This window comes from Bradyrhizobium ottawaense, assembly GCF_002278135.3.
GTDB classification, from domain to species: Bacteria; Pseudomonadota; Alphaproteobacteria; order Rhizobiales; family Xanthobacteraceae; genus Bradyrhizobium; species Bradyrhizobium ottawaense.
On sequence record NZ_CP029425.2, the window covers coordinates 1,541,574 to 1,562,345 of the forward strand.

General features: G+C 65.1%; 22 protein-coding genes. 16 read left to right on the forward strand and 6 right to left on the reverse strand.

Going from position 1 to position 20,772, the window contains the following annotated elements; translation table 11 throughout:
- The first annotated feature begins 214 nt into the window (after nucleotides 1-214).
- Nucleotides 215-550, forward strand: a complete 336-nt coding sequence (locus CIT37_RS07310; RefSeq protein WP_018321923.1) for a GYD domain-containing protein — start codon at nucleotides 215-217, stop codon at nucleotides 548-550.
- A gap of 362 nt (nucleotides 551-912) precedes the next feature.
- Here the strand turns inward: CIT37_RS07310 and CIT37_RS07315 are convergent, their stop codons facing one another.
- Complete coding sequence (locus CIT37_RS07315) at nucleotides 913-1,110, reverse strand: hypothetical protein (RefSeq protein ID WP_162832262.1); 198 nt, start codon at nucleotides 1,108-1,110, stop codon at nucleotides 913-915.
- 506 nt (nucleotides 1,111-1,616) lie between these two features.
- Here CIT37_RS07315 and CIT37_RS07320 point away from each other — a divergent pair.
- Nucleotides 1,617-1,931 (forward strand): hypothetical protein, encoded by a 315-nt coding sequence (locus CIT37_RS07320; protein ID WP_095424793.1) that lies wholly within the window; start codon nucleotides 1,617-1,619, stop codon nucleotides 1,929-1,931.
- A gap of 130 nt (nucleotides 1,932-2,061) precedes the next feature.
- On the opposite strand, the gene CIT37_RS07325 is transcribed toward CIT37_RS07320, so the two are convergent.
- Nucleotides 2,062-2,289, reverse strand: a complete 228-nt coding sequence (locus CIT37_RS07325) for a DUF2093 domain-containing protein (RefSeq protein WP_018321926.1) — start codon at nucleotides 2,287-2,289, stop codon at nucleotides 2,062-2,064.
- Between the two features lie 190 nt (nucleotides 2,290-2,479).
- Here CIT37_RS07325 and CIT37_RS07330 point away from each other — a divergent pair, with 190 nt between their 5' ends.
- The gene (locus CIT37_RS07330) at nucleotides 2,480-3,304 is read left to right on the forward strand and encodes a dienelactone hydrolase family protein (RefSeq protein WP_038947497.1); all 825 of its coding nucleotides are present in this window, start codon (nucleotides 2,480-2,482) and stop codon (nucleotides 3,302-3,304) included.
- Between the two features lie 213 nt (nucleotides 3,305-3,517).
- Entirely contained in the window at nucleotides 3,518-3,661 is a 144-nt protein-coding gene (locus tag CIT37_RS07335; RefSeq protein ID WP_018321928.1) for a hypothetical protein, read from the forward strand.
- A 249-nt stretch (nucleotides 3,662-3,910) separates the two neighbouring features.
- On the opposite strand, the gene xseA is transcribed toward CIT37_RS07335, so the two are convergent.
- Entirely contained in the window at nucleotides 3,911-5,533 is a 1,623-nt protein-coding gene (gene xseA / locus CIT37_RS07340; protein ID WP_038971165.1) for an exodeoxyribonuclease VII large subunit, read from the reverse strand.
- A 137-nt stretch (nucleotides 5,534-5,670) separates the two neighbouring features.
- Here xseA and CIT37_RS07345 point away from each other — a divergent pair, with 137 nt between their 5' ends.
- The 7 genes from CIT37_RS07345 to CIT37_RS07375 all read left to right on the forward strand — a co-directional run bounded on the left by CIT37_RS07345 (nucleotide 5,671) and on the right by CIT37_RS07375 (nucleotide 11,347).
- Nucleotides 5,671-6,777, forward strand: a complete 1,107-nt coding sequence (locus CIT37_RS07345; protein ID WP_095424794.1) for an alpha/beta hydrolase — start codon at nucleotides 5,671-5,673, stop codon at nucleotides 6,775-6,777.
- Nucleotides 6,774-7,328 carry a hypothetical protein gene (locus CIT37_RS07350; protein ID WP_095424795.1) on the forward strand — a complete coding sequence of 185 codons (555 nt, stop codon included), beginning with the start codon at nucleotides 6,774-6,776 and terminating at the stop codon, nucleotides 7,326-7,328. The genes CIT37_RS07345 and CIT37_RS07350 overlap by 4 nt, the downstream gene beginning before the upstream one ends.
- A gap of 65 nt (nucleotides 7,329-7,393) precedes the next feature.
- Nucleotides 7,394-7,984, forward strand: coding sequence for a hypothetical protein (locus tag CIT37_RS07355; protein ID WP_095424796.1), 591 nt, complete (start codon nucleotides 7,394-7,396; stop codon nucleotides 7,982-7,984).
- Nucleotides 7,985-7,986: 2 nt separating this feature from the next.
- Nucleotides 7,987-8,286, forward strand: coding sequence for a winged helix-turn-helix domain-containing protein (locus tag CIT37_RS07360; protein WP_095424797.1), 300 nt, complete (start codon nucleotides 7,987-7,989; stop codon nucleotides 8,284-8,286).
- A 173-nt stretch (nucleotides 8,287-8,459) separates the two neighbouring features.
- Complete coding sequence (locus CIT37_RS07365; RefSeq protein WP_202975903.1) at nucleotides 8,460-9,266, forward strand: acetoacetate decarboxylase family protein; 807 nt, start codon at nucleotides 8,460-8,462, stop codon at nucleotides 9,264-9,266.
- A gap of 150 nt (nucleotides 9,267-9,416) precedes the next feature.
- A complete protein-coding gene (locus CIT37_RS07370) occupies nucleotides 9,417-10,592 on the forward strand; it encodes an ABC transporter substrate-binding protein (protein ID WP_085967869.1) in 1,176 nt (391 codons plus the stop codon).
- The gene (locus CIT37_RS07375; RefSeq protein ID WP_028140123.1) at nucleotides 10,589-11,347 is read left to right on the forward strand and encodes an SDR family NAD(P)-dependent oxidoreductase; all 759 of its coding nucleotides are present in this window, start codon (nucleotides 10,589-10,591) and stop codon (nucleotides 11,345-11,347) included. Before CIT37_RS07370 ends, CIT37_RS07375 begins: the two co-directional genes overlap by 4 nt.
- Here CIT37_RS07375 and CIT37_RS07380 read toward each other — a convergent pair.
- Nucleotides 11,344-12,111, reverse strand: coding sequence for an IclR family transcriptional regulator (locus tag CIT37_RS07380; RefSeq protein WP_049801865.1), 768 nt, complete (start codon nucleotides 12,109-12,111; stop codon nucleotides 11,344-11,346). The genes CIT37_RS07375 and CIT37_RS07380 overlap by 4 nt on opposite strands.
- A gap of 212 nt (nucleotides 12,112-12,323) precedes the next feature.
- Between CIT37_RS07380 and purD the strand changes: the two genes are divergently transcribed.
- Nucleotides 12,324-13,607: a phosphoribosylamine--glycine ligase gene (gene purD, locus CIT37_RS07385; protein ID WP_095424798.1), complete on the forward strand. Its 1,284-nt coding sequence runs from the start codon at nucleotides 12,324-12,326 to the stop codon at nucleotides 13,605-13,607.
- A 188-nt stretch (nucleotides 13,608-13,795) separates the two neighbouring features.
- Nucleotides 13,796-14,701, forward strand: a complete 906-nt coding sequence (locus CIT37_RS07390; protein WP_095424799.1) for an alpha/beta fold hydrolase — start codon at nucleotides 13,796-13,798, stop codon at nucleotides 14,699-14,701.
- On the opposite strand, the gene CIT37_RS07395 is transcribed toward CIT37_RS07390, so the two are convergent.
- The gene (locus CIT37_RS07395) at nucleotides 14,698-15,156 is read right to left on the reverse strand and encodes a nucleoside deaminase (protein WP_038947486.1); all 459 of its coding nucleotides are present in this window, start codon (nucleotides 15,154-15,156) and stop codon (nucleotides 14,698-14,700) included. The two genes, CIT37_RS07390 and CIT37_RS07395, sit on opposite strands and share 4 nt — an antisense overlap.
- Before the next feature lie 120 nt (nucleotides 15,157-15,276).
- Between CIT37_RS07395 and CIT37_RS07400 the strand changes: the two genes are divergently transcribed.
- Entirely contained in the window at nucleotides 15,277-17,364 is a 2,088-nt protein-coding gene (locus CIT37_RS07400) for a pseudouridine synthase (protein ID WP_161966346.1), read from the forward strand.
- A 140-nt stretch (nucleotides 17,365-17,504) separates the two neighbouring features.
- A complete protein-coding gene (gene rsmD, locus CIT37_RS07405; RefSeq protein ID WP_095424801.1) occupies nucleotides 17,505-18,059 on the forward strand; it encodes a 16S rRNA (guanine(966)-N(2))-methyltransferase RsmD in 555 nt (184 codons plus the stop codon).
- Between the two features lie 120 nt (nucleotides 18,060-18,179).
- On the opposite strand, the gene mutL is transcribed toward rsmD, so the two are convergent.
- The gene (mutL, locus tag CIT37_RS07410) at nucleotides 18,180-19,994 is read right to left on the reverse strand and encodes a DNA mismatch repair endonuclease MutL (protein WP_095424802.1); all 1,815 of its coding nucleotides are present in this window, start codon (nucleotides 19,992-19,994) and stop codon (nucleotides 18,180-18,182) included.
- 255 nt (nucleotides 19,995-20,249) lie between these two features.
- Between mutL and CIT37_RS07415 the strand changes: the two genes are divergently transcribed.
- Nucleotides 20,250-20,567, forward strand: coding sequence for a ribbon-helix-helix domain-containing protein (locus CIT37_RS07415; protein WP_095424803.1), 318 nt, complete (start codon nucleotides 20,250-20,252; stop codon nucleotides 20,565-20,567).
- Nucleotides 20,568-20,772: the final 205 nt, after the last annotated feature.

Genomic DNA, 20,772 nt, shown 5'->3' on the forward strand with positions numbered 1-20,772 from the left:
CATGTCGCGGCTGATGAATTCTCTTCCGCACGTTCGGGAGTTGATGTAGCCTTCCATGAGAGCCGTCACCGGGACGTGCCGACCTCCCGGAAATCATCGGCGGCGTTTATGCCCACGGCGGGCAGTACCTTCATCACTTCAGATGCAGCGGCCGTAACGATCAGTTCGGAACGGCAGGGAGAATCATTGCCAAAAAACCAGAGGAGAACATGCCATGCATTTTTGCCTCACCGGACAGTACACCCCACGCGCTCTCAATGCCATTTTGGAGAATCCCACGACCGATCGCCAGGAGGCGGCACGAAAGCTCATCGAAGCGGCCGGCGGAAAGCTGCTTTCGATGTACAGCGTTGCGGCCGACGGCCCAGGCGTTTTGGTGATTTTCGATGTGCCTGATCCGGGTGCGGCGCCGGCCATTTCCGGCCTGACCGTCACCGCCGGCACCCTGCAGAATGTGAAACTGACCAGGTTGTTCACGCAGGACGAGATCAAGCAGGTCCGCCAGAACGCGGCGAAGCTGCGTTCTTCGTATACCCCGCCCGGAAGCTGACGTCCGGACCTGGAGCATGATCCGGAAAAGTGCGCAGCGGTTTTCCGAAAAGATCATGCTTAAACCAACCCAAAGCGCGATGACGATTCATCCTAATCGCATCGCGCTTTGGAGCTTCGGTTCTGATGAGCAGAACCGGAGCTCTGAATTCCCGTTCTTGACGCGTCTTCTTCACGCGAATCGCGGCTCGGCAATCAGTCATGCTCACCACGCCCCAACGGCCATTAATCCAATAATGGTCAGGCACGAGACGCAGGCCACCACGACGGTATAGCATTCGGGCGTATTCATTGTTCACTCCCAAACTGTTGCCAATTGCTTGGTCACTGCTACGCGGGAGAGATCGCCAGTTGCGGGCCACTTCAATGCGGCAGGCCGAGACCGGTCTTGCGATGTGCGTCCGTCCTCTCATCGTCAACCTGATCCGCAGGATGATGATGCGCTTCGAGAGCTTCGGCGCGTTCAGCCGCGATCAGAAGCTGTTTGCGCATTTCAGCGAGACGGGCGCGACAATATTCACGATAGAGCAGGTCCAATATGGTGGGCATGATCACCCCCATCGTTTGACTCTCGATTTACAGATATTCCACCGCAAATTTTCGAGGTGATCGTAGCCCGTCAGATGGCTCTTTCGATATGAGCCCGTTCACAGACTGCGCCAATTCCAAAGCTCGAGGGCCGTTTGGTTGACCTGATTGTCTGTGCGATAAAAGGAACAGGGCCAATTACCTAACGAACACTGTAGCAGCTCTCTGTTTCAACAAGACTTCGTCAAACAACTTAAGGGCGCCGGATCGCGACAAAGAATCCAACCACAACGCGAAATGACTAACTACGGAGTGCAAGTATTCTTCGATGCAACGCGGATCGGCACGATGGAGATTTTTTCCTCTGTGAGACTCGCAGTTCAGGTGCATGCGAACATCACCTCATCCCGATGATGTGCAAAAGCTGCACCGCTCGTGCCTGCCGCACTGCTGCGCTTTGCCCAACCTGCAGCAAGCCTGCCATTCAGGCGACATTCATCGCAAGACGCCTATCGGTTCCCGACGATCAGGAGAATTCGATGAAACTGCCGTCTGCGACCGTTGCCGCCAGCCTTGTGTGTCTGATCGTTGCGCCCGTGTTCGCACAAACGCCGCCTGCGGCTTCTCCCGCTGCTCCAACCAGCACGGTGCCGGTTCCCGCGACCAAGCGCGTGACGTGCCTTGCCACGACGGCGAGCCTGAAGGGGCAGGAGAAGCGCGACCAGCTGCAGCTCTGCATGGCGCAGGCGCGGCTCGATTGCCTGAAGCAGGCGATCGATCAGAAGGTCGTCGGCGAAGCCAGGAAGAGCGCGATCAAGACTTGTGTGGGTGCGGATGGTCACGAGCAGCAATAGCAGAACGACGCCACGAACTCGCTCTCGCAGGGTGGGCAAAGCGACGCGTGCCCACCTTGTCCATCGCGGTCATGGAGAGATGGTAGGCACGGCGCTTTGCGCCTTTGCCCACCCTAGGAGAGCGGAAAGCTCATTGCTGCGGTTTCGGCGCGCCGGGGAAATGCCGCTGCAGCACGGCGGCGGGTGTGGCGTAGGCCTCCTGCAAATCCACGCTCCAGTACTTCAGCTCGTCGAGCGGAATCCGCGTGTCGGTGATGGCACAGCGCACGAAGGTCCCCGGCGAGATCACGCGGAAGTCGCCGTCGAGATATTGCACTTGCGCTTCGCCATGGCCCGAGGGGCCGAACTTGTTCAGCACGGTCGAAAGTCTCCGTGGAAGGCCGCTCCGTGGAAACTGGAGGGCACGATGTGTTGGACGGGATGTAGCATAGATAGGGTGGCTTGTCCGCCCGGTAAACCCACCGGTTTGTGATGTTTTGCCGCCGTTTCCGCGTGATAGTGCTTGGGCGAAGGATCGCTGGTTCCGGCATCTCCTTTGGCAGAGTCCGATGCGCCTTCGACTGACCACCCTGTTCCTGATGCTGCTGATGTCGGCCGCGCGTGCCGCGCCGGCGCCGCAGCCGGTCGACATTCCGCTGGCGTCCGGCGTGCTGCACGCGCAGCTCTACAAGCCTGAAGGTCCGGGGCCGTTTCCGGCCGTGGTCGCGCTGCACGGCTGCGGCGGCCTCGGCAGCCATTCCGATCCCGTGCTGCCGCGCTATCGCGATTGGGCCGAGCGCCTGCTCAGGGCGGGCAATGCCGTGCTGCTGCCCGACAGCTACGGCTCGCGCGAGCTCGGGCCGCAATGCCGCGTCAAGGAGATGCACGTCAAGGCGCGGCGTGAGCGCGTCACCGACGTCGCAGCATCGCGCGCCTGGCTGATGAAGCAGTCCTGGGTGGCGCGCGATCGCGTCAGCCTGATGGGCTGGGCCAACGGCGCGAGCGCGCTGCTGTGGGCCGTGCGGCCGCAGGGCGCGGCGCGTGACCTGGAGCCGGATTTCCGCGCCGCGATCGCGTTCTATCCGGACTGCCGGATCTCCGCCGGTCTCGGCTGGAGCACGCGGGTGCCGACCCTGGTGCTGATCGGCGCCAATGACGATGTCTCCTCGCCGCCGGCCTGCCGCCAGATGGTCGAGGGCGCGCATGGCCGCAGCGCGCTCGCACGCATCGTGGTCTATCCCGGCGCCTATCACGATTTCGACCGCGCCAACACGCCGCTGCACGCAGCCGGCGGCAGCAACGATGCCGCCGTGCCCGAGCGCGGCCATCTCGGCACGGATGCCGAGGCGCGCGCGGAGTCGCAGAAGGACGTCGCGCAATGGCTGGCGCGCTAGCTCGGATGAGCGGACTTGTCGCGCCGTAGCTCGGTCGAAGCGAAGGCGGAAGCGGGGCCGCCCGAGGAACAAATTCAGGCGGACAGCCCCGCATCGACCACCGCCCTGCACGGACTTGATGGCCGACCGGGAATCTACGGATCGCATGCGGCGCCGGTTTCAGCACGTGACGGCGCCTTAGTTCGACCACGATGTCGATTAAACGCAGTCCTCATGCGCATCGTCCTCTTCGCCTCCGCACTGGCCGTCTTCACCGTCGCGATCTTCCTGTACGAGGCCCACGCCGGCGCGCCACAGCGCGCGCCGGAACATTGCGGCTTCTGGACCACGATCGATGCGGGATTGTCGTGTAGGTAGGGGCATGCTGTCCCGACCATGCTCCGTCATTGCTTCGTCGCATCAGCGCAAAATTGCTACGCAATTTTGTCGCGAGCTCCTCGCAATGAATCTTGGGAATACACGCGCGTCCCACACAATCGCTGTCATCGCGGCTTGACCGGGCGATCCAGTACGCCGAGGCGGCCGTGAGTCATCGAGAAGCTGCGGCGTACTGAATTCCCGCTTTCGCGGGAAATGACACCGAGAGTGGAGCGCCGTTCTCACACCTCAGAACAGGCTGCCCTGATCCACCGGCTTGGCCACGCGCTTCGGCGCGGGCTTTGCGTCCGCCGCAGCCGACTTTGGCTGCGCTGGTGCGCGCTTTGCCGTTGGCGCCGGCCGATCCGCGTCCGCCGTTGCGCCGACACGGCCATCGGCAAACTCGATCTCGAGCCGCGCATTCGGCCCGATGCTGTCCGCCGCATGCAGCGGATGTCCCGCCTCGTCCCGCACCAGCGCAAAGCCGCGCGCGAGCACGCTGCGATACGACAAAGCCGACAGCAGCTTCCCGCTGTTCTCGACGCGGGCCTCTAGCCGCTGCAGCAAGGTGACGAGCGCGCGGCCGGCGCGCTCGCTGAGGCGATGCGTGCGCTCGCGCTGGCTGAGAATCGCGTTGCGCTGCGCCTGCGCATTGGAGAGCTTCGAGGCACGCAAGCGAACCTCGAGTCCGGCAAAGCGGTCGCGTCGACGACGCAACAGCGAGCGTGTGGAGAGACCCAGCCGTTCGCCGCACACGGTGAGGCGGTGGTCGGCCTGCGTGATCTGGCCGTGCAGCACCCGCAGCGTCAGCTTTGAACTTGCGGCGGTAAACCGGCGGAAATGCGCGTGCGTGTTGGCCTTGAGACAGCGCGGCAGGGCGCTTCCTGCCGAATCCAGCCGCTGCCGCGGAATCGCCAGCAGATCGCCCGCCGCTGGCAGCGCGCGTGCGGCGGCGCGCAGCTCGCTGCGGCGGCTCTCCTGGCTGCGTTGCCAATAGGCGCGGGTGCGGCGTCCGAGATCGGCGACCTCGACGAACAATTCGCTGCGCACGGGGACCGCCATCTCGGCCGCCGCCGTCGGCGTCGGCGCGCGCTTGTCGGCGACGAAGTCGATCAGCGTGATGTCGGTCTCGTGCCCCACCGCCGAGATCAGCGGGATCATGCTCTCGGCTGCCGCCCGCACCACGATCTCCTCGTTGAACGACCAGAGGTCCTCCAGCGAGCCGCCGCCGCGCGCGACGATCAGCACATCGGGGCGCGGAATCTTGCCGCCCGGGGCAATCGCGTTGAAGCCGCGGATCGCGGCCGCGACCTGCTCGGCCGAGCCGTCGCCCTGAACTTTCACCGGCCACACCAGCACGCGGCGGGGGAAGCGGTCCTCCAGCCGGTGCAGGATGTCGCGGATCACCGCGCCGGTCGGCGAGGTCACGACGCCGATCACCTCTGGCAACCACGGCAGCAGCTGCTTGCGCGCCTCGTCGAACAACCCTTCCGCGGCGAGCTTCTTCTTGCGCTCCTCCATCAGCGCCATCAGCGCGCCGATGCCGGCGGGCTCCAGCGCCTCGATCACGATCTGGTACTTCGAGGAGCCCGGATAGGTCGTCAGCTTGCCGGTGGCGATGACCTCGAGCCCTTCCTGGGGCTTGAAGCGCATCCGGCCGTGCACGCCCTTCCAGATCACCGCCTCGATCTTGGCGCTCTCGTCCTTGAGCGCGAAATAGCAATGGCCGGAGGAGTGCGCGCCGCGGAACCCCGAGATCTCACCGCGGACCCGGACATGGCCGTAGGTGTCCTCCACCGTCCGCTTCAGGGATTGGGAGAGCTCGGAGACGGTGAATTCAAACGCGTTGTTCAGTTGTTCCGCAGGCGGCATCGGCAAACGATTCGGCATTTTGGGGTCAGACCCGACGTTAAGGATTTTCGCGGCGCGGCGCCAATCCAGGGATTGATCGGGAGAGTACTCTGTAGTATAGAGTTATCTATTGATTGGTGCATTTACGGGAGTAAGCCATGGCCATGCGGTTGCTGCGCGGCGTTTTGAGCGGCCTGAAATGGGCCCTGTGTGCGGTCGGCGGCGTGGCGCTGATCCTGATTGCGATGATCGCCACGCCGCTGGAGCGGCCGCCCGAGATGCGGTCGGTCTCCGACTCCGCCAAGGGGATCGACTGGTCCAGCCTGCCTGCGCTGGAGCGCTTCCAGGCCCGCGACGGCACCTGGATCGGCTATCGCCACTACGCGCCCAAAGCGTTTTCAAGCGAAGTGGAAGCCGGTTCGCGTGAAGAAAACGCGTCAAAACAGGAATCCGGAGCCCGATCCCATCGGAACGGAAATGGCTCCGGGGGCCCGGCGGCGGGCCGCGGCGCGATCTTCATCCATGGCTCGTCCGGCTCCAGCGGCACCGTCAACCATGCGCTGACCCACGCGATCGCCGCGCGCGGGGTGGAGACCTGGGCGCTCGACATCCGCGGCCATGGCGGCTCCGGCACCCGCGGCGATATCGGCTATGTCGGCCAGCTCGAGGACGATCTCGTCGATTTCGTCGCCGAAATTCGCAAGACCGCGCCGGACCTGCCGCTCACCTTGATCGGCCATTCCGCCGGCGCCGGCTTCTCGCTGCGAGTCGCCGCGACGCCGATCATGCAGGACATGTTCGTGCGCACCGTGCTGCTCGCGCCCTATCTCGGCTATGACGCACCGACCAACCGGCCGAGCAACGGTGGCTGGGTCAGTGCCGACATTCCACGTTTCCTGGGACTGACGGCCCTGCGCAAGCTCGGCATCGACTGCTGTGCGCAGCTTCCGGTGCTCGCCTACGCGGTGCCGGCAAGTTCGGCGAAGTATCTCACCTCGACCTACTCCGACCGCCTGATGCGCAATTTCGCGACGCGCGGCTATCGCGTCGATCTTCCGGCAACCACACGCCCGATCACCATCTTCGGCGGCGCCGAGGACGAGATGATGATCTCGGACAAATATGCTGAAGTGGTGCAGGCGGTGAAGCCGTCGGTCGACGTCAAGGTCATTGACGGCATCAATCATATGGGCATCGTCACCCATCCGAAGGCGATCTCGGTGATCGCCGAGGACGTGGCAACGCGCGGGGCAGGGCAGTCATGATCGACAGCAGGGAGGCGTCCGCAGCGCTGGCCGATATCGACGATATCGTCCAGCGCGTGAAGCAATCGCAGCTCTATGAGCTGGCGAGCCTCGCCGCGGTCTGGTGGGGCGTGCTGGTGTTCGCAGCCAATCTCGTGACCTGGCTTTGGCCGATCTACGCGGCCTACGCCTGGGTTGCTGTAGACGTTCTGGGCGTCGGCGGCCTGATTGCACTTCGCGTGTTCGATCCGAAAAGCCACCCCTTTGGCGCCGGCGTTGGCATCAGGCTGTTCCTGGTATTCGCACTGTTCTTCGCGTTCGGCTATCTCGTCACCAGCGTTGTCGGTCATTTTGGTCCGCGCCAGTTGGGAACGTTCTGGCCGATCTATTTCATGCTGTTCTACACGCTCGCCGGGCTCTGGTTCGGCTACGCGTTCGTTGCGATCGGCCTCGGCATCACCGCGCTGACGCTGTTCGGCTTCTTCTACATCGGCGAGGCGTTCCCGCTCTGGATGGCCTTCGTCAACGGCGGTGGCCTCGTCCTCGGCGGCCTCTGGATGCGGCGGATCTAGCGCATGCCCGAGCTCGACGACATCATCCACCGGCCTGCAGCCAAGACCCAGGAAGGAGCGCTCCCGTGACCGACAGCAAGCGGGCTTCCGATGCGCTGAACGAGCGCGAGAATACCATTCGTCCTGTGCGGCGGTCGCAGATCTATCTGGTCTCTGGCCTCGTCCTGCTGCTGTGGGCCGTGCTGCCGTTTGCCGACGATGCCCTGATCTGGTTCTGGCCGCGCTACGGGGCCCATTATTGGAACAGCTGGTTCGTGGTGAATGACGGGCTGTATTTCTGGTTTGCACTGTACGTCGTCTCGGCCTTCGGCCTCGTTGCTCTCGGCGCCTGTCATCTTTCGCGAAACGGAATCCGTCTGTCCGACAGGCGCAGTCTGCTGGCGCTGCTGCTGATCGCCGCCTTCGGCCTCGTCTGCTGCACTTTCGGCAGGTTCTCGCCGCGCCAGCAAACGGTGTTTTGGCAGGTCTACCTCACGCTGGTCTACATGACGGCGGGGCTTCGGTTCGGCTACGCCTTTGCACCGCTCGGCGCGGCCATCATCGCGCTGACGCTGATCGGATATTTCACTATCCCGGGTGTACCGCTGTTGCCGTGGATGGCAGCCGTCAATGGCGGTGCGCTGATCGCGGGTGCCCTCTCGATGCGGCGGGGCTAGCCGTGGCGGAGCTCGACGACATCATCCACCAGCCGCTGCGGCTGAAGATCATGGCAGCGCTGAACGCGCTGCCAGCGACAGCCGGGCTGGAGTTCTCGCGGCTGAAGAAACTGACCGGCGCCAGCGACGGCAATCTCGGCGCCCATATCGAGACGCTGGCGAAGGCGGGATACGTCCAGGTGGACAAGGCGTTCGTGGGGAAGAAGCCGCAGACCACGGTCACCGCCACCGCTGCGGGCCGTGGGGCGTTCGCAAGGCACGTGGCGACGCTGCAGGAGATTATTGCGGGGAGGCAGGTTTAGGCCGTCAGCCGATAGAGGCTGCCAGCCGAAGCCTTGCCGGAGACCGCCATGCTCGCGCGACCGTGCGAGCCTCGCATGCGGTCGGAAAGCCGCGGCTTGACTCAGCCTTAATTTCATATATGCAATTATAAAATCATATATAAAAACAGAGCGAGCCGAGCCGAGCCGAGCCGATGAGCGATGTGATCACCGATCCCGACGATCCGCGTCGGCGCGTGTTTGGCGAATACCGCCTCAAGCCGAACAGCGGGGTCAATCCGCCCTATTCGCCGGCCTATCCGGTGGAGTGGGGCTGCACCTTGCGCACCGTCGAGATCATGACCCGCGTCGCCCCGGGCAAGGTCTCAACACTGCTTGCCGACACGCCGTTCGAGATCGCGAGCGATCGCGTCGCTTTCCGCTTCATGCGCTCGCCCGGCCATTCCCTGGCCGTGCACGCCGGAGAGATGTTCGATCTGATGATCTCGGTGCCGGTGCGCTACAACGGGCTGTTCACCGAGACGCATATCTTCATGTATTGCAGCGATCCCATGGGGATCTGCGCGGGGCGCGAGGTGTTCGGCTACACCAAGAAGGATACCCACTACGCCTTCGATGAGCATCCGGACGGATCAATCACCGGGTGGGTCCGTCGTCGCGGCATTTCACTTGCCGATTTCTCCTTCACGCCTGACGCGTCCGCACCGGTCGTCAGGATCGTCGACGGCGATGAGCTGCCGGCCGGTGAAATCCACGTGCGCCGCTTGCCGCATCCCGAGCGGCTCGGCACGGCCTATGCCGACATCGTCTATCGCCGCACGCCATTGAAATACTCCAAGCCGGTGCCGGGCCGCGCCTCCATGACCCTGCACGCCAGCGCGTCCGATCCCATCGCCGAACTGAATCCGGAAATCCTCGGCGCGCATTTCATGGTGTCGGACGTCTATGGCGGCGGGTTCGAGGTCGAGGACCGGCGGCTCATCGAGCGGCTTACCCCGTAAACAAAAGATCAGCCTGCGCGCGATGTACGTGCGGGCGGCTAATAGCGCGCGGAAAGCGCGGGCAAAGCAAGGGAGGGTTCGGACATGGCAGGACAATATCGTGTAAGCCGCCGCCGACTGTTGGCCGGCGCCGGCGGCCTTGCGTTGGGCATGACGGGCCTCGGTGCGCAGACGCAGGAGGCAAAGCCGCTTCGGATCGGCGTGTTGACGGACATGTCCAGCCTCTATGCCGATGTCACCGGCCCGGGCTCGCTGCTGGCAGCCAAAATGGCGGTCGAGGATTTTCAGGCCTCGGCTCACAAGATGACCCGACCGATCGAAGTCATCAGCGGCGACCACATGAACAAGGCCGATCTCGGCGCCAACATCGCGCGCGAGTGGATCGATCGCCAGAGTGTCGACGTCTTTGTCGATGCGCCGAATTCAGCCGTCGCACTCGCGGTGCGCAGCGTCGTGCAGCAGAACAACAAGACGCTGCTGGTATCGGGCGCCTCCTCGTCCGATCTGACCGGCAAGTCCTGCTCGCCCAATCTCGTGCACTGGACGTACGATACCTATGCGCTCTCGTCGGGCGTTGCGCGCGCGGTGGTCGAGAGTGGCGGCAAGAGCTGGTTCCTGCTGACTGCGGACTACGCGTTCGGCCACGCCATGGAAGGCGACATCAAGAATGTCGTGCAGAAATTCGGCGGAAAGATCCTCGGCGGGGTGCGTACGCCGATCAATACACAGGACTTCTCCTCCTTCCTGCTGCAGGCCCAGGCTTCGAAGGCGGAAATCATCGCGTTGGTCAATGCCGGCGGCGACACCATCAATTCCATCAAGCAGGCGGTGGAGTTCGGTATTCCGCAGGGCGGCCAGCGCGTGGTTGCGACGGTGCTCTATCTGAGCGATGTGCATTCGCTCGGCCTCAAGATCGCGCAGGGGCTGCAGTTCACCGAATCCTTCTACTGGGACCTGAACGAGGATACCCGCGCCTGGACCAAACGGTTTGCACCGCGCAACAACGGCCGCTACCCGACCGCTTTGCATGCCGGTGCCTACGCGACGACCCTGCATTACCTGAAGGCGGTCGATGCGCTCGGCGCTTCCAGCGACGGCAAGGCCGTCGTCGAACAAATGAAGAAGCTGCCGACCGATGATCCCCTGTTCGGCAAGGGCAGCGTGCGGGCTGACGGTCGCAAGCTGCACAACATGTATCTGTTCGAGGTGAAGACGCCCGCGGAATCCAAGCAGCCCTGGGATTACTACAAGCTGGTCAAGACCATTGCACCGTCCGAGGCCTGGCGGCCTCTGGAGGAGGGCGGCTGCGAGTTCCTGAAATCATGACCGCAAATGACCGGCGGCCGGTGGCGCTCGTCACCGGCGGCGGGGGCGATATTGGTCGGGCCATTGCGCTGAGGTTGACGCAGATGAGCGCTGCGGTCGCGATCGTCGACCGCGATGAAGTGGCGGCAAACGCCAGTGCGCGCCTTGTCGAGGACGCCGGCGTGAGGGCGCTTGCCATCCGCGCCGATGTCTCCAGTGCCCTCGATACGGCGGCCTTCGTCGAAACGGTCGAAGCAGAGTTGGGGCCGATCGGCATATTCGCCAACAATGCAGGCATCGAGGGCGTTGTCGCTCCTCTCCACGAATATCCCGACGAGACATTTGATCGGCTGCTGCAGGTCAACGTGAAGGGGGTCTTTCTCGGCCTCAAGCATGTGCTTGCACGAATGACGCAACGTGGCGCGGGCGCGATCATCAATACGGCGTCGACGTCGGCGATCCGCGGGCGTGCGGGGCTCGCCGGCTATGTCGCGTCCAAGCACGCGGTGCTTGGACTGACGCGGACGGCGGCGCTCGAGGTGAGCGGGACCGGCATTAGGGTCAATGCCGTTCTCCCCGGACCGATCGAGTCGCGCATGATCCGGGAATTGGAGGGACAGGCGCGCGATAACGCCGTTTCGTTGCGCCGAAACGGCGCGGTTGTTCATGGCCGGCCGCGGGATGTCGCCAATATCGTGGCGTTTCTGGCCTCCGACGAGGCCGCGCATGTCAACGGTGCGGCCTGGGTCGTCGACGGCGGTACCACGGTCGCTTAAGCGACGCCGCCGATCTTCTCGGAAACGATCCTGGCGGCGCTGCGCAGCTCGGCCGCAATGGTGTCGGCTTCGTTCGCGGGAATCCGATCCTGCCTCACCAGTGGAACGGTCAATGCGGCGGCCGCGCGGCCGGAGGCTTCGATGATCGGGCAGCTATAGGCCAGGATGCGAGTGTAGCCGTCGTCATTGGAGAAGTTTCCTCCCTCCGAGGAAATGCGGTCGAGCGCTGCCAGCGCCTTCTTGGCGCTGATGCGATCGTGTTCAGCGATGACATGGGCAAGCTCCTGGCGCCGGCCTTCGAGCTGAAATGCGGCCAGGACCTTCGCAGAAGCGTATTGCTGGGTGAGGGGAAATACTGCTCCCACCTTGACCGACCAGCCCATCAACCATTCCGGCTCGATGCGGGCAATCACCATGAACTGCTCGCCGTGCAACACCGTGAGGTGGCAAGACAACTGCACGCGGGAAGCGAGCTGCTCCATCACCGGCAGCGCCGCCTTCAGCAGCCGCTCGGTCGGCGGGAATTGCGAGGCGATCCGGAACAGTTTCAGCGTCAACGTGTATTCGCCGGTCGCCGGGTCCCGCGCGACATAGCCGCGGCGCTCCAGCGCCACCAGCATCCGGAAAATCTCGCTGACGGAGCGGCCGACGCACTCGGCGAGCTGCTTCTGGCTGAGCCCGCGCGACGCGCCCGCCAGCGCTTCCAACAGGTCCAGTCCCTTCTCCAGGGCCGGAGCGCCCGGCTGCAGCTTCTCAGGGTTCATCCATCAGCCCTTGTACGATCCGCCCCGGCAAGCGCGCTGTGGGACGGCAGACCGTGTACCTGATCGTGCGCACGGCGAAAAGTCGTGGTCCGAGCGGGCGTACCCTGAATGACGGGCAGATTGAATGGCGGGGAGTTCGGGACAAGCCCCTTGAGACGCGAGCCGATTCGTGCGACCTCCGCCCCCAGCAAATCCTTCATTCTGAGCCTTCGATGCACATTCTCCTGCTCGGTTCCGGCGGCCGCGAACATGCCCTGGCGTGGAAGATCGCGGCTTCCCCCCTGGTGACCAGGTTCTGGTGCGCGCCCGGCAATGCCGGCATCGCGCGGGAGGCGGAATGCGTGGCGCTCGATATCGCCGACCATGCCGCGGTGATCGACTTCTGCAAGACGAACAAGGTCGAGCTCGTGGTGGTCGGGCCGGAGACGCCGCTGGCGGCCGGCATCGTCGACGATCTCGCCGCTGCCGGCATCAAGGCGTTCGGCCCGAGCAAGATCCCCGCCCAGCTCGAAAGCTCCAAGGGTTTTACCAAGGCGCTCTGCACCGAGTTCGGTATTCCCACAGGCGCCTACAAGCGCTTCACCAACGCCGATGACGCGCGTGCCTACGTGCAGAGCACGGGCGCGCCGATCGTCGTGAAGGCCGACGGGCTCGCCGCCGGCAAGGGCGTCGTCGTCGCCAAGACCGTGCGCGAGGCCGAGGACGCCATCGCCATGATGTTCGAGGGCGCTTTCGGCGAGGCCGGCACTGAAGTCGTGATCGAGGAGTTCTTGCCGGGCCGCGAGATCAGCTTCTTTGCGCTGTGCGACGGCGAGACGGCCATTCCGCTGGCCTCCGCCCAGGACCACAAGCGCGTGTTCGACCACGATGTCGGACCGAACACCGGCGGCATGGGCGCCTATTCGCCGACGCCTTTGGTGACGCCCGCGATCCACGACGCGATCATGGCGAAGATCATCCTGCCGACGGTATCAGGCATGAAGCAGCGCGGCACGCCGTTCCGCGGCATTCTCTACGCCGGCATCATGCTGACGACGCAGGGGCCGAAGCTGTTCGAGTTCAACGTCCGCTTCGGCGATCCCGAGTGCCAGGTGCTGATGCTGCGCATGATGTCGGACATCGTGCCGGCCTTCCTCGCCGCCTGCGACGGCCAGCTGAAGAATTTCGATCTGCGCTGGCATCCGGACTCCGCGCTCACGGTGGTAATGGCGGCCAAGGGTTATCCCGGCGACTACCAGAAGGGCACGCGGATCGACGGACTCGATGACGCGGCGAAGGTGGACACCGTCGAGATCTTCCACGCCGGCACGGTCGAGAAGGACGGTGCGATCCTCGCCAATGGCGGCCGTGTGCTCAATGTCTGCGCGCTGGGCAAGACCGTGACGGAGGCGCAGGCGCGCGCCTACCAGGCCGTCGACCGCATCAGCTGGCCCGAGGGCTTCTGCCGCCGCGACATCGGCTGGCAGGCGGTGGAGGCGGAGAAGGCCAAGGGCTGAGCGAGGACTCGTCCAGAGCTAGCTTGGCGCGGTCGTTGTCACCGGATGGCCACATGTGCACCCCAGAATGTGTAATCAGTCACGGGGCTTACTGACCCCGATGATGATACCGGTACTGTGCATGGGGTTGTTTTCGCAATTTTAGGTGTCGGAGCCGGCCCCGACTGACCTCTCAAGGATGCAACAAGATGTCCGATCTCGCCGACCTTTATCCGGATTTTGCCTCCGAATGGATCAACACCTCCTTCGGCCGGATCTTCGCCCGCGTCGGCGGCAGCGGGCCGCCGCTGCTGCTCCTGCACGGCTTCTCCGAGACCCATGTGATGTGGCACCAGGTCGCGCCTGAGCTGGCCAAGCACTTCACGCTGATCATCGCCGATCTGCCGGGCTATGGCTGGTCCGACATGCCCGAGAGCGATGCGCTGCACATCCCCTACAGCAAGCGCGCGATGGCCAAGGCGATGGTGGAGGTGATGGAGCGGCTCGGTCACGTGCACTTCGCGCTGGCCGGCCACGACCGCGGCGGCCGCGTCTCCTATCGCCTCGCGCTCGACCATCCCGGCCGGCTGTCGAAGCTCGCGGTGCTCGATATCCTGCCGACCTATAATTACTGGGAGCGGATGAACCGCGCCTACGCGCTGAAGATCTATCACTGGACCTTCCTGGCGCAGCCCTATCCGCTGCCGGAGACGCTGGTCTCGAGCAATGGCGAGTTCTTCCTGCGCTTCAAGATGGCGAGCCAGACCAAGTTCAAGACATTGGATGCGATCGACCCGCGCGCGCTCGAGCATTACATCGCCCCGTTCCGCGATCCCGCCCGCGTGCATGCGATGTGCGAGGATTACCGCGCCGGTGCCTATTTCGACTACGACCTCGACAAGGCCGATTTCGAAGCCGGCAAGAAGATCACCATTCCCATGCTGGCGCTGTGGGGCAACGCCGGCGTGGCACAGGCCGCGGCGACGCCGCTCGACACCTGGCAGCAATGGGCGACGAACGTTGTGGGCATGCCGGTGGATTCCGGTCACTTCCTCACGGAGGAGAACCCGGATGTGACAGCCCAGGCGCTGCGCGAGTTTTTCGCAGGCAGCTAGCGCCGCTCGCGAAAGAACTCCTTGAGCAGCCGCGCCGCCTCGCTCTCGCCGACTCCGGAATAGACGTCCGGCGCGTGGTGGCAGGTCGGGGAGGCGAAGAACCGCACGCCGGACTCGACCGCGCCCCCCTTGGGATCGGCGGCGCCGTAATAGAGGCGCCTCACCCTTGCAAACGAGATCGCGCCCGCACACATGGTGCAGGGCTCCAGCGTCACGTAGAGGTCGCAGTCGACGAGGCGCTCGCTGCCGATCTTTTTCGCGGCTTCGCGCAGCGCGACGATCTCGGCATGGGCGGTGGGGTCATAATCGGTCAGCGTCCGGTTCGCCGCGGTGGCGATCACCTCGTAATTGCGGACCACCACGCACCCGATCGGAACTTCGCCCGCTTTTCCGGCATTTTCGGCCGTTCTGAGCGCCAAATCCATGAAGGAGGGGGCTTTCAAGCCTCGTATCATCGCCAGAAACCTGCTAGTAGCTGCGCCTTCAGCAGAAGTGCTTACCGGTTTTGCCTGGGCATGCGGCTCCGAACGAGCGCGCACAATGCCTAACGGCCACCCCCTTGAGTGAGATCATTCATGCCTCGCGACAGCGACAAAGACAACGATTCCCGCGGCCGGCGAGGCCCGGCCAAAGGCGGCCGTTCCGGCAAGGCGCGCGGCCCCGAGAAGAAGTTCGCCAAGCGCGGTTTTGAGGGCAAGAGCGAAGGGAGGGGCGATCGCGACAGCCGCCCGCCCCGTGGCGACCGCGACAGCCGCGCGCCCCGCGAGGGTCAACCCTTCCGCCGCCGCGAGGAGGGCGATGCCCCGCGCCGCGATTTTTCCGACCGTCCCCGCTTCAAGCGCGATGACCGCGGCGGCGCGGAGCGTGGCGAGCGCAGCTTCAAGCCGCGCGGCGACCGTCCGTTCTCCGATCGCTCCTCGCGCGATGGCGAGAAGCGTCCCTTCAAGCCGCGTGGCGATCGCCCGTCCTTTGGCCGCGACGACCGTCCGCCGCGCAGGGATCGCGACGATTCCCGCCCGGCCGGCCGGACCGGTGACAGAAAGTTTGGCGACAAGAAGCCCTATGCGCCGCGTGGCGACCGCCCGGAACGCAAGTTCGACGGCGAGCGGAAGTTCTCGCGGGGCGGTCCTGATCGCGACCGCGGCGAGCGCTCCGATTCCAAGCCGTGGCAGAAGCGCGACGACCGTCCGCGTGGCGATCGTCCGCCGCGCAAGGATTTTGGCAAAGGCCCGCGCAAGGATTTCGGCGGCCGTGATCGCGGCGAGGACAAGCCCTGGCAGAAGCGCGACGACCGTCAAGGTAGCGGCGAGGACCGTCCGCGGTTCTCGCGCTCGCGCGACGATCGCACATCGGGCGATCGTCCGTTCCGCGAGCGGCCCAAATTCGATCGGCCGCGCGAGGACCGTCCGAAATTCGATCGGCCCCGTCGCGATGGCGATGGCGACCGCGGCGGGCGTGGCGGTGACCGGCCGAAATTCAATCGTCCGCGCGAGCGGTCGGAAGGCCGTTCCGATTGGCACGAGCATCCGCGCAGCGAAGGCCGTTTCGGTGATCGCCCGCGCCGTGAAAACGAAGACGATAGCAGGATTTTCGAGAAACGCCCCGCCTTCGGCGGCCGCGGCGCCTATCGCGAGCGCGACCGTGATTTCGACCGGCGGCCGCGCCGGGAAGAAGAGCCGAAGCCGAAGAAGGCCGGCGAGCGCATCGCCAAGGCGCTGGCCCGCGCGGGGCTTGCCTCGCGCCGCGACGCCGAAGAGATGGTCACGCAGGGCCGCGTCACCGTCAACGGCCGCGTCATCAACTCGCCGGCGCTCGACATTACAAAGAACGACGTCGTTCTGGTCGACGGCAAGCCGTTGCCGGAGCGCGAGCGCACGCGGCTGTTCCTCTATCACAAGCCGCGCGGCCTGATGACCACGCATGACGATCCCGAGGGTCGTCCGACCGTGTTCGACAACCTGCCCGAAGGCCTGCCGCGGCTGATCTCGATCGGCCGGCTCGATTTCAATACCGAGGGCCTGCTGCTGCTCACCAATGACGGCGGCCTCGCGCGGACGCTCGAGCTGCCGGACACCGGCTGGCTGCGCCGCTACCGCGTCCGCGCCCATGGCGACGTCACCCAGGCGCAGCTCGACGAGCTCAAGAACGGCATCGAGGTCGAGGGCGTCAAATACGGTCCGATCGAAGCGACGCTGGAGCGCGACCAGGGCGCCAATGTCTGGCTGGTGTTCGCGATCCGCGAAGGCAAGAATCGCGAGGTGCGCAATGTCTGCGCCCATCTCGGGCTCGAGGTGAACCGGCTGATCCGGGTTTCCTACGGTCCGTTCCAGCTCGGCGAGGTGCCCGAAGGTCAGGTCGAGGAGATCAAGTCGCGCGTGCTGCGCGACCAGCTCGGCGACAAGGTGATCGAGAAGTCGGGGGCGCAGTTCGACGTGCCCTCGAAATCTTCGTCGCGCGTCGACGATGCGCCGCGCGAGACGAAGCCCGCCAGCAAGCGTGCCGTCATCAACGACCGCAAGGGCCGCCGCGTGCTGGTGCAGCGCACCGGCAGCGAGGAGGCGCGCGAGCGCAACGAGGAAGAGGCGAGCGGCTACGGCCCGCCGCGCCGTCCGAAACGCGGGTATCACGGCAAGCGCGACCTGACGCCGAAGGATGGCGAGTAAGTTTCAATGGTTGGGACGAGGTCGATACCGCGCAAGAGGTCGTCATGGCCGGGCTTGACCCGGCCATCCACGTCTTGCTCGCGTCCCCGACTGAAGAACGTGGATGCCCGGGACGAGCCCGGGCATGACGGAGTCGTATAATGCGCGTCGTCGGCGGTCGTTTGAAGGGGCGCAATCTCGCCTCACCGTCCTCGCGCGACATCCGCCCCACGGCGGACCGCCTGCGCGAGTCCGTGTTCAACATCCTCGTGCACGCCTATGACGATCCGATTGAAGACGCGCGCGTGCTCGATCTCTTCGCCGGCACCGGCGCGCTCGGCATCGAGGCGTCGTCGCGCGGGGCGAAGTTCACGCTGTTCGTCGATAATGGCGCGGAAGCGCGGGCGCTGCTGCGCAATAACGTCGAGTCGCTCGGCCTCGGCGGCGTGACGAAAGTCTATCGCCGCGATGCGACCGATCTCGGCCCCGCGCATCCCGTCGAGCCGTTCTCGCTCGCGTTCCTCGATCCGCCCTATGGCAAGGGCTTTGCGGAGAAGGCGCTGGCAAGCTTGCGCGATGGCGGCTGGCTCACGCCCGGCGCGCTGCTGGTGGTGGAGGAGGCGAAGGCCGCGCAGTTCGCGACGCCGGAAGGTTACGAGGAATTGGAGCGGCGGGCGTATGACGACACGGAGTTCGTGTTTTTGAGGAGATCGTAGTCTCGCTCTCGTAGGGTGGGCAAAGGCGCAACGCGCCGTGCCCACGATCTCCGCATGATCGAGAGAGGTGGTGGGCACGCTACGCTTTGCCCACCCTACGGCACCGTCACCACGGCACCGTCACCTTCGCCCGAACAGTTTCTCCACATCGCTCAGCTTCAGCTCGACATAGGTCGGCCGGCCGTGGTTGCACTGCCCGGAGTTCGGGGTGTCCTCCATCTCGCGGAGCAGGGCGTTCATCTCTTCCGGCCGCAGCCTGCGGCCGGCGCGCACCGAGCCGTGGCAGGCCATGGTCGCCGCGACGTGCATCAGGCGGCGCTCCAGCGGCAGCGCCTCGTCCCATTCGGCCATGTGCTCGGAGAGATCGCGCAAGAGGCCGCCCGCATTGGTCTTGCCGAGCAGCGAGGGTGTCTCGCGCACCGCGACCGCACCGGGGCCGAAGGATTCGATGGCGAGGCCGAACGATGCGAGCTCCTCGCTGCGCTCCAGGAGGCGCTCGACCGTCGCCTCGTCCATCTCGACGATCTCGGGGATCAAGAGGATCTGCCGCTGCACGCCGTTCGCGGCCAGCGAGGCCTTCAACCGCTCATAGACGATGCGCTCATGCGCGGCGTGCTGGTCGACGATGATCAATCCGTCGCGGGTCTGCGAGACGATGTAGGTCTCGTGGATCTGCGTGCGCGCCGCGCCGAGCGGGCGGTCGACGAGGTCGCTGATGGGCTGCGACTCGATCCTCACGTCCGCACTGGGCGTGCCGACGTCGAAGGCGGCCTGCGTGCGCTCTGCGAAAGCGGGTGCGGCGGCACCTTCAAATGACGGCATCGGCGCAACGGGCGCGGACGGCGAAGCCCGCCAGTCCCAGCTTGCGGGGCGCGGCGGCGTGAAGGCCGGCCGGAACGAGGACAACGCGCTCTCACCGCTGTTGGCGGCCGTGCGTCGGCCCTCCCGCGCGAGGCCTTCCTTCAGCCCGTGCACGATCAGCGCGCGGACGAGGCCGGCGTTGCGGAAGCGCACCTCGGTCTTGGCCGGGTGCACGTTGGCGTCAACCTCGCGCGGATCGAGCGTGACGAATAGCGCCAGCACGGGATGGCGGTCGCGCGGCAGATAGTCGGCATAGGCTCCGCGCACCGCCCCCAGGATCAGCTTGTCGCGGACCGGGCGGCCGTTGACGAAGAGATATTGCCCGAGCGCATTGGCTTTGGTCAGTGCAGGAGCTGCGGCATAGCCGCTGACCACCACGCCCTCGCGCTCGGCATGAACCTCGAAGGCATGGCTGCGAAACTCAGCGCCCAGAATGTCGCCGAGCCGCGTCAGCCGTCCGGCCGCGCCGGGCAGCGCGGCAGCCCAGGTCACCGGTGCGCGCTCCTCGCCCGCCAGCGTAAAGGCGATATCGGGCCGCGCCATCGCGAGGCGCCTGACCACTTCGCGGATCGCCTCGGCCTCGGTGCGGTCGGTCTTCAAAAATTTCAGCCGGGCCGGCGTTGCATAGAAGAGGTCGCCAACCTCGACACGGGTGCCATGCGCCAGCGCCGCCGGCATGATCTCGGACTTCTCGCCGCCCTCGACCGTGAGCGCCCAGGCGTGCGGCTCACCGGCATGCCGGGTTGTGATGGACAGTCGTGCCACCGAGCCGATCGAGGGCAGCGCCTCGCCGCGGAACCCGAGCGTGCGGATCTGCAGCAGATCCTCGTCGTCGAGCTTGGACGTGGCGTGGCGCTCGACCGCGAGCGCGAGGTCTTTCGCGGTCATGCCGCCGCCGTCATCGGTGATGCCGATCCGCCGCCGCCCGCCGCCGTCGGTGAAGACGTCGATCCGGCTCGCGCCGGCATCGATGGCGTTCTCGACCAGCTCCTTGACCACGCTCGCCGGCCGCTCGACCACCTCGCCGGCGGCGATGCGGTTGACGACCTGTTCTGGCAATTGGCGGACGGGCATGAGGTTCTGAGTTTAGGCTTACGAATCTGGATTCGCGGACAGCGCTATTCTAGGCCGTGTTGCGTCAAAAGCATGTGTTGGGCAACAGCCGTGCAGCCGCCTGGGGAAGAGGGCTACCTATCACATTGAAGATATTGAGCGTTCGAGAAAATTGCGCAACCCGGGATCGGCCGACATCCGACGACGGTCCGGATTGTGAGGTGCCGGGCAGCGGTGTAGCATTGTGAAAAAACGGCAACAGGACGGGAGGACGCCATGTGCCATCTCTTCGCGCATCAGCCCCAACGTGATTACGAATCCCAGACCCGCTCCTTGCGGATCGATGGCCATTGCACCTCGATCCGGCTGGAAATGGCGTTCTGGGACACGCTGGAGGAGATCGCGGCCAGGGAGAATATGAGCGTCGGCAAGTTCCTGACCACGCTCTACAACGAGGTCCTCGACCATCACGGCGAGGTCAACAATTTCGCCTCGCTGCTGCGCTGCTCGTGTCTGATCTATCGCTCGAAGAGCATGGCGACGGTGCCGGAGTTCAAGGCGACGGTGGCGCCGATTCTCGATGCGGCGGAGTAGCAGTTGGGCGCGAGCACGCTTCCACAATGTCGTCCCGGCGAACGCCGGGACCCATACCGCGTGATCTCGCTGTTGCAGAAGGTCGGTGTACCGAACGATCAATCTTCGCCGAATGTCTCCCTGTGGTTATGGGTCCCGGCGTTCGCCGGGACGACACCTTGGGTGTGGATACGCAATCCCTCAACGTCGCCATCGCTGGCGCGGT

What these genes read in the sequence shown, in the direction of transcription:
- CIT37_RS07310 (WP_018321923.1), top strand. Translation starts at nt 215, where the DNA reads ATGCATTTTTGCCTCACCGGACAGTACACCCCACGCGCTCTCAATGCC.
- CIT37_RS07315 (WP_162832262.1), bottom strand. Translation starts at nt 1,110, where the DNA reads ATGGGGGTGATCATGCCCACCATATTGGACCTGCTCTATCGTGAATAT.
- CIT37_RS07320 (WP_095424793.1), top strand. Translation starts at nt 1,617, where the DNA reads ATGAAACTGCCGTCTGCGACCGTTGCCGCCAGCCTTGTGTGTCTGATC.
- CIT37_RS07330 (WP_038947497.1), top strand. Translation starts at nt 2,480, where the DNA reads ATGCGCCTTCGACTGACCACCCTGTTCCTGATGCTGCTGATGTCGGCC.
- CIT37_RS07335 (WP_018321928.1), top strand. Translation starts at nt 3,518, where the DNA reads ATGCGCATCGTCCTCTTCGCCTCCGCACTGGCCGTCTTCACCGTCGCG.
- xseA (WP_038971165.1), bottom strand. Translation starts at nt 5,533, where the DNA reads ATGCCGCCTGCGGAACAACTGAACAACGCGTTTGAATTCACCGTCTCC.
- CIT37_RS07345 (WP_095424794.1), top strand. Translation starts at nt 5,671, where the DNA reads ATGGCCATGCGGTTGCTGCGCGGCGTTTTGAGCGGCCTGAAATGGGCC.
- CIT37_RS07350 (WP_095424795.1), top strand. Translation starts at nt 6,774, where the DNA reads ATGATCGACAGCAGGGAGGCGTCCGCAGCGCTGGCCGATATCGACGAT.
- CIT37_RS07365 (WP_202975903.1), top strand. Translation starts at nt 8,460, where the DNA reads ATGAGCGATGTGATCACCGATCCCGACGATCCGCGTCGGCGCGTGTTT.
- CIT37_RS07370 (WP_085967869.1), top strand. Translation starts at nt 9,417, where the DNA reads ATGACGGGCCTCGGTGCGCAGACGCAGGAGGCAAAGCCGCTTCGGATC.
- CIT37_RS07375 (WP_028140123.1), top strand. Translation starts at nt 10,589, where the DNA reads ATGACCGCAAATGACCGGCGGCCGGTGGCGCTCGTCACCGGCGGCGGG.
- CIT37_RS07380 (WP_049801865.1), bottom strand. Translation starts at nt 12,111, where the DNA reads ATGAACCCTGAGAAGCTGCAGCCGGGCGCTCCGGCCCTGGAGAAGGGA.
- purD (WP_095424798.1), top strand. Translation starts at nt 12,324, where the DNA reads ATGCACATTCTCCTGCTCGGTTCCGGCGGCCGCGAACATGCCCTGGCG.
- CIT37_RS07390 (WP_095424799.1), top strand. Translation starts at nt 13,796, where the DNA reads ATGTCCGATCTCGCCGACCTTTATCCGGATTTTGCCTCCGAATGGATC.
- CIT37_RS07395 (WP_038947486.1), bottom strand. Translation starts at nt 15,156, where the DNA reads ATGATACGAGGCTTGAAAGCCCCCTCCTTCATGGATTTGGCGCTCAGA.
- CIT37_RS07400 (WP_161966346.1), top strand. Translation starts at nt 15,277, where the DNA reads ATGCCTCGCGACAGCGACAAAGACAACGATTCCCGCGGCCGGCGAGGC.
- rsmD (WP_095424801.1), top strand. Translation starts at nt 17,505, where the DNA reads ATGCGCGTCGTCGGCGGTCGTTTGAAGGGGCGCAATCTCGCCTCACCG.
- mutL (WP_095424802.1), bottom strand. Translation starts at nt 19,994, where the DNA reads ATGCCCGTCCGCCAATTGCCAGAACAGGTCGTCAACCGCATCGCCGCC.
- CIT37_RS07415 (WP_095424803.1), top strand. Translation starts at nt 20,250, where the DNA reads ATGTGCCATCTCTTCGCGCATCAGCCCCAACGTGATTACGAATCCCAG.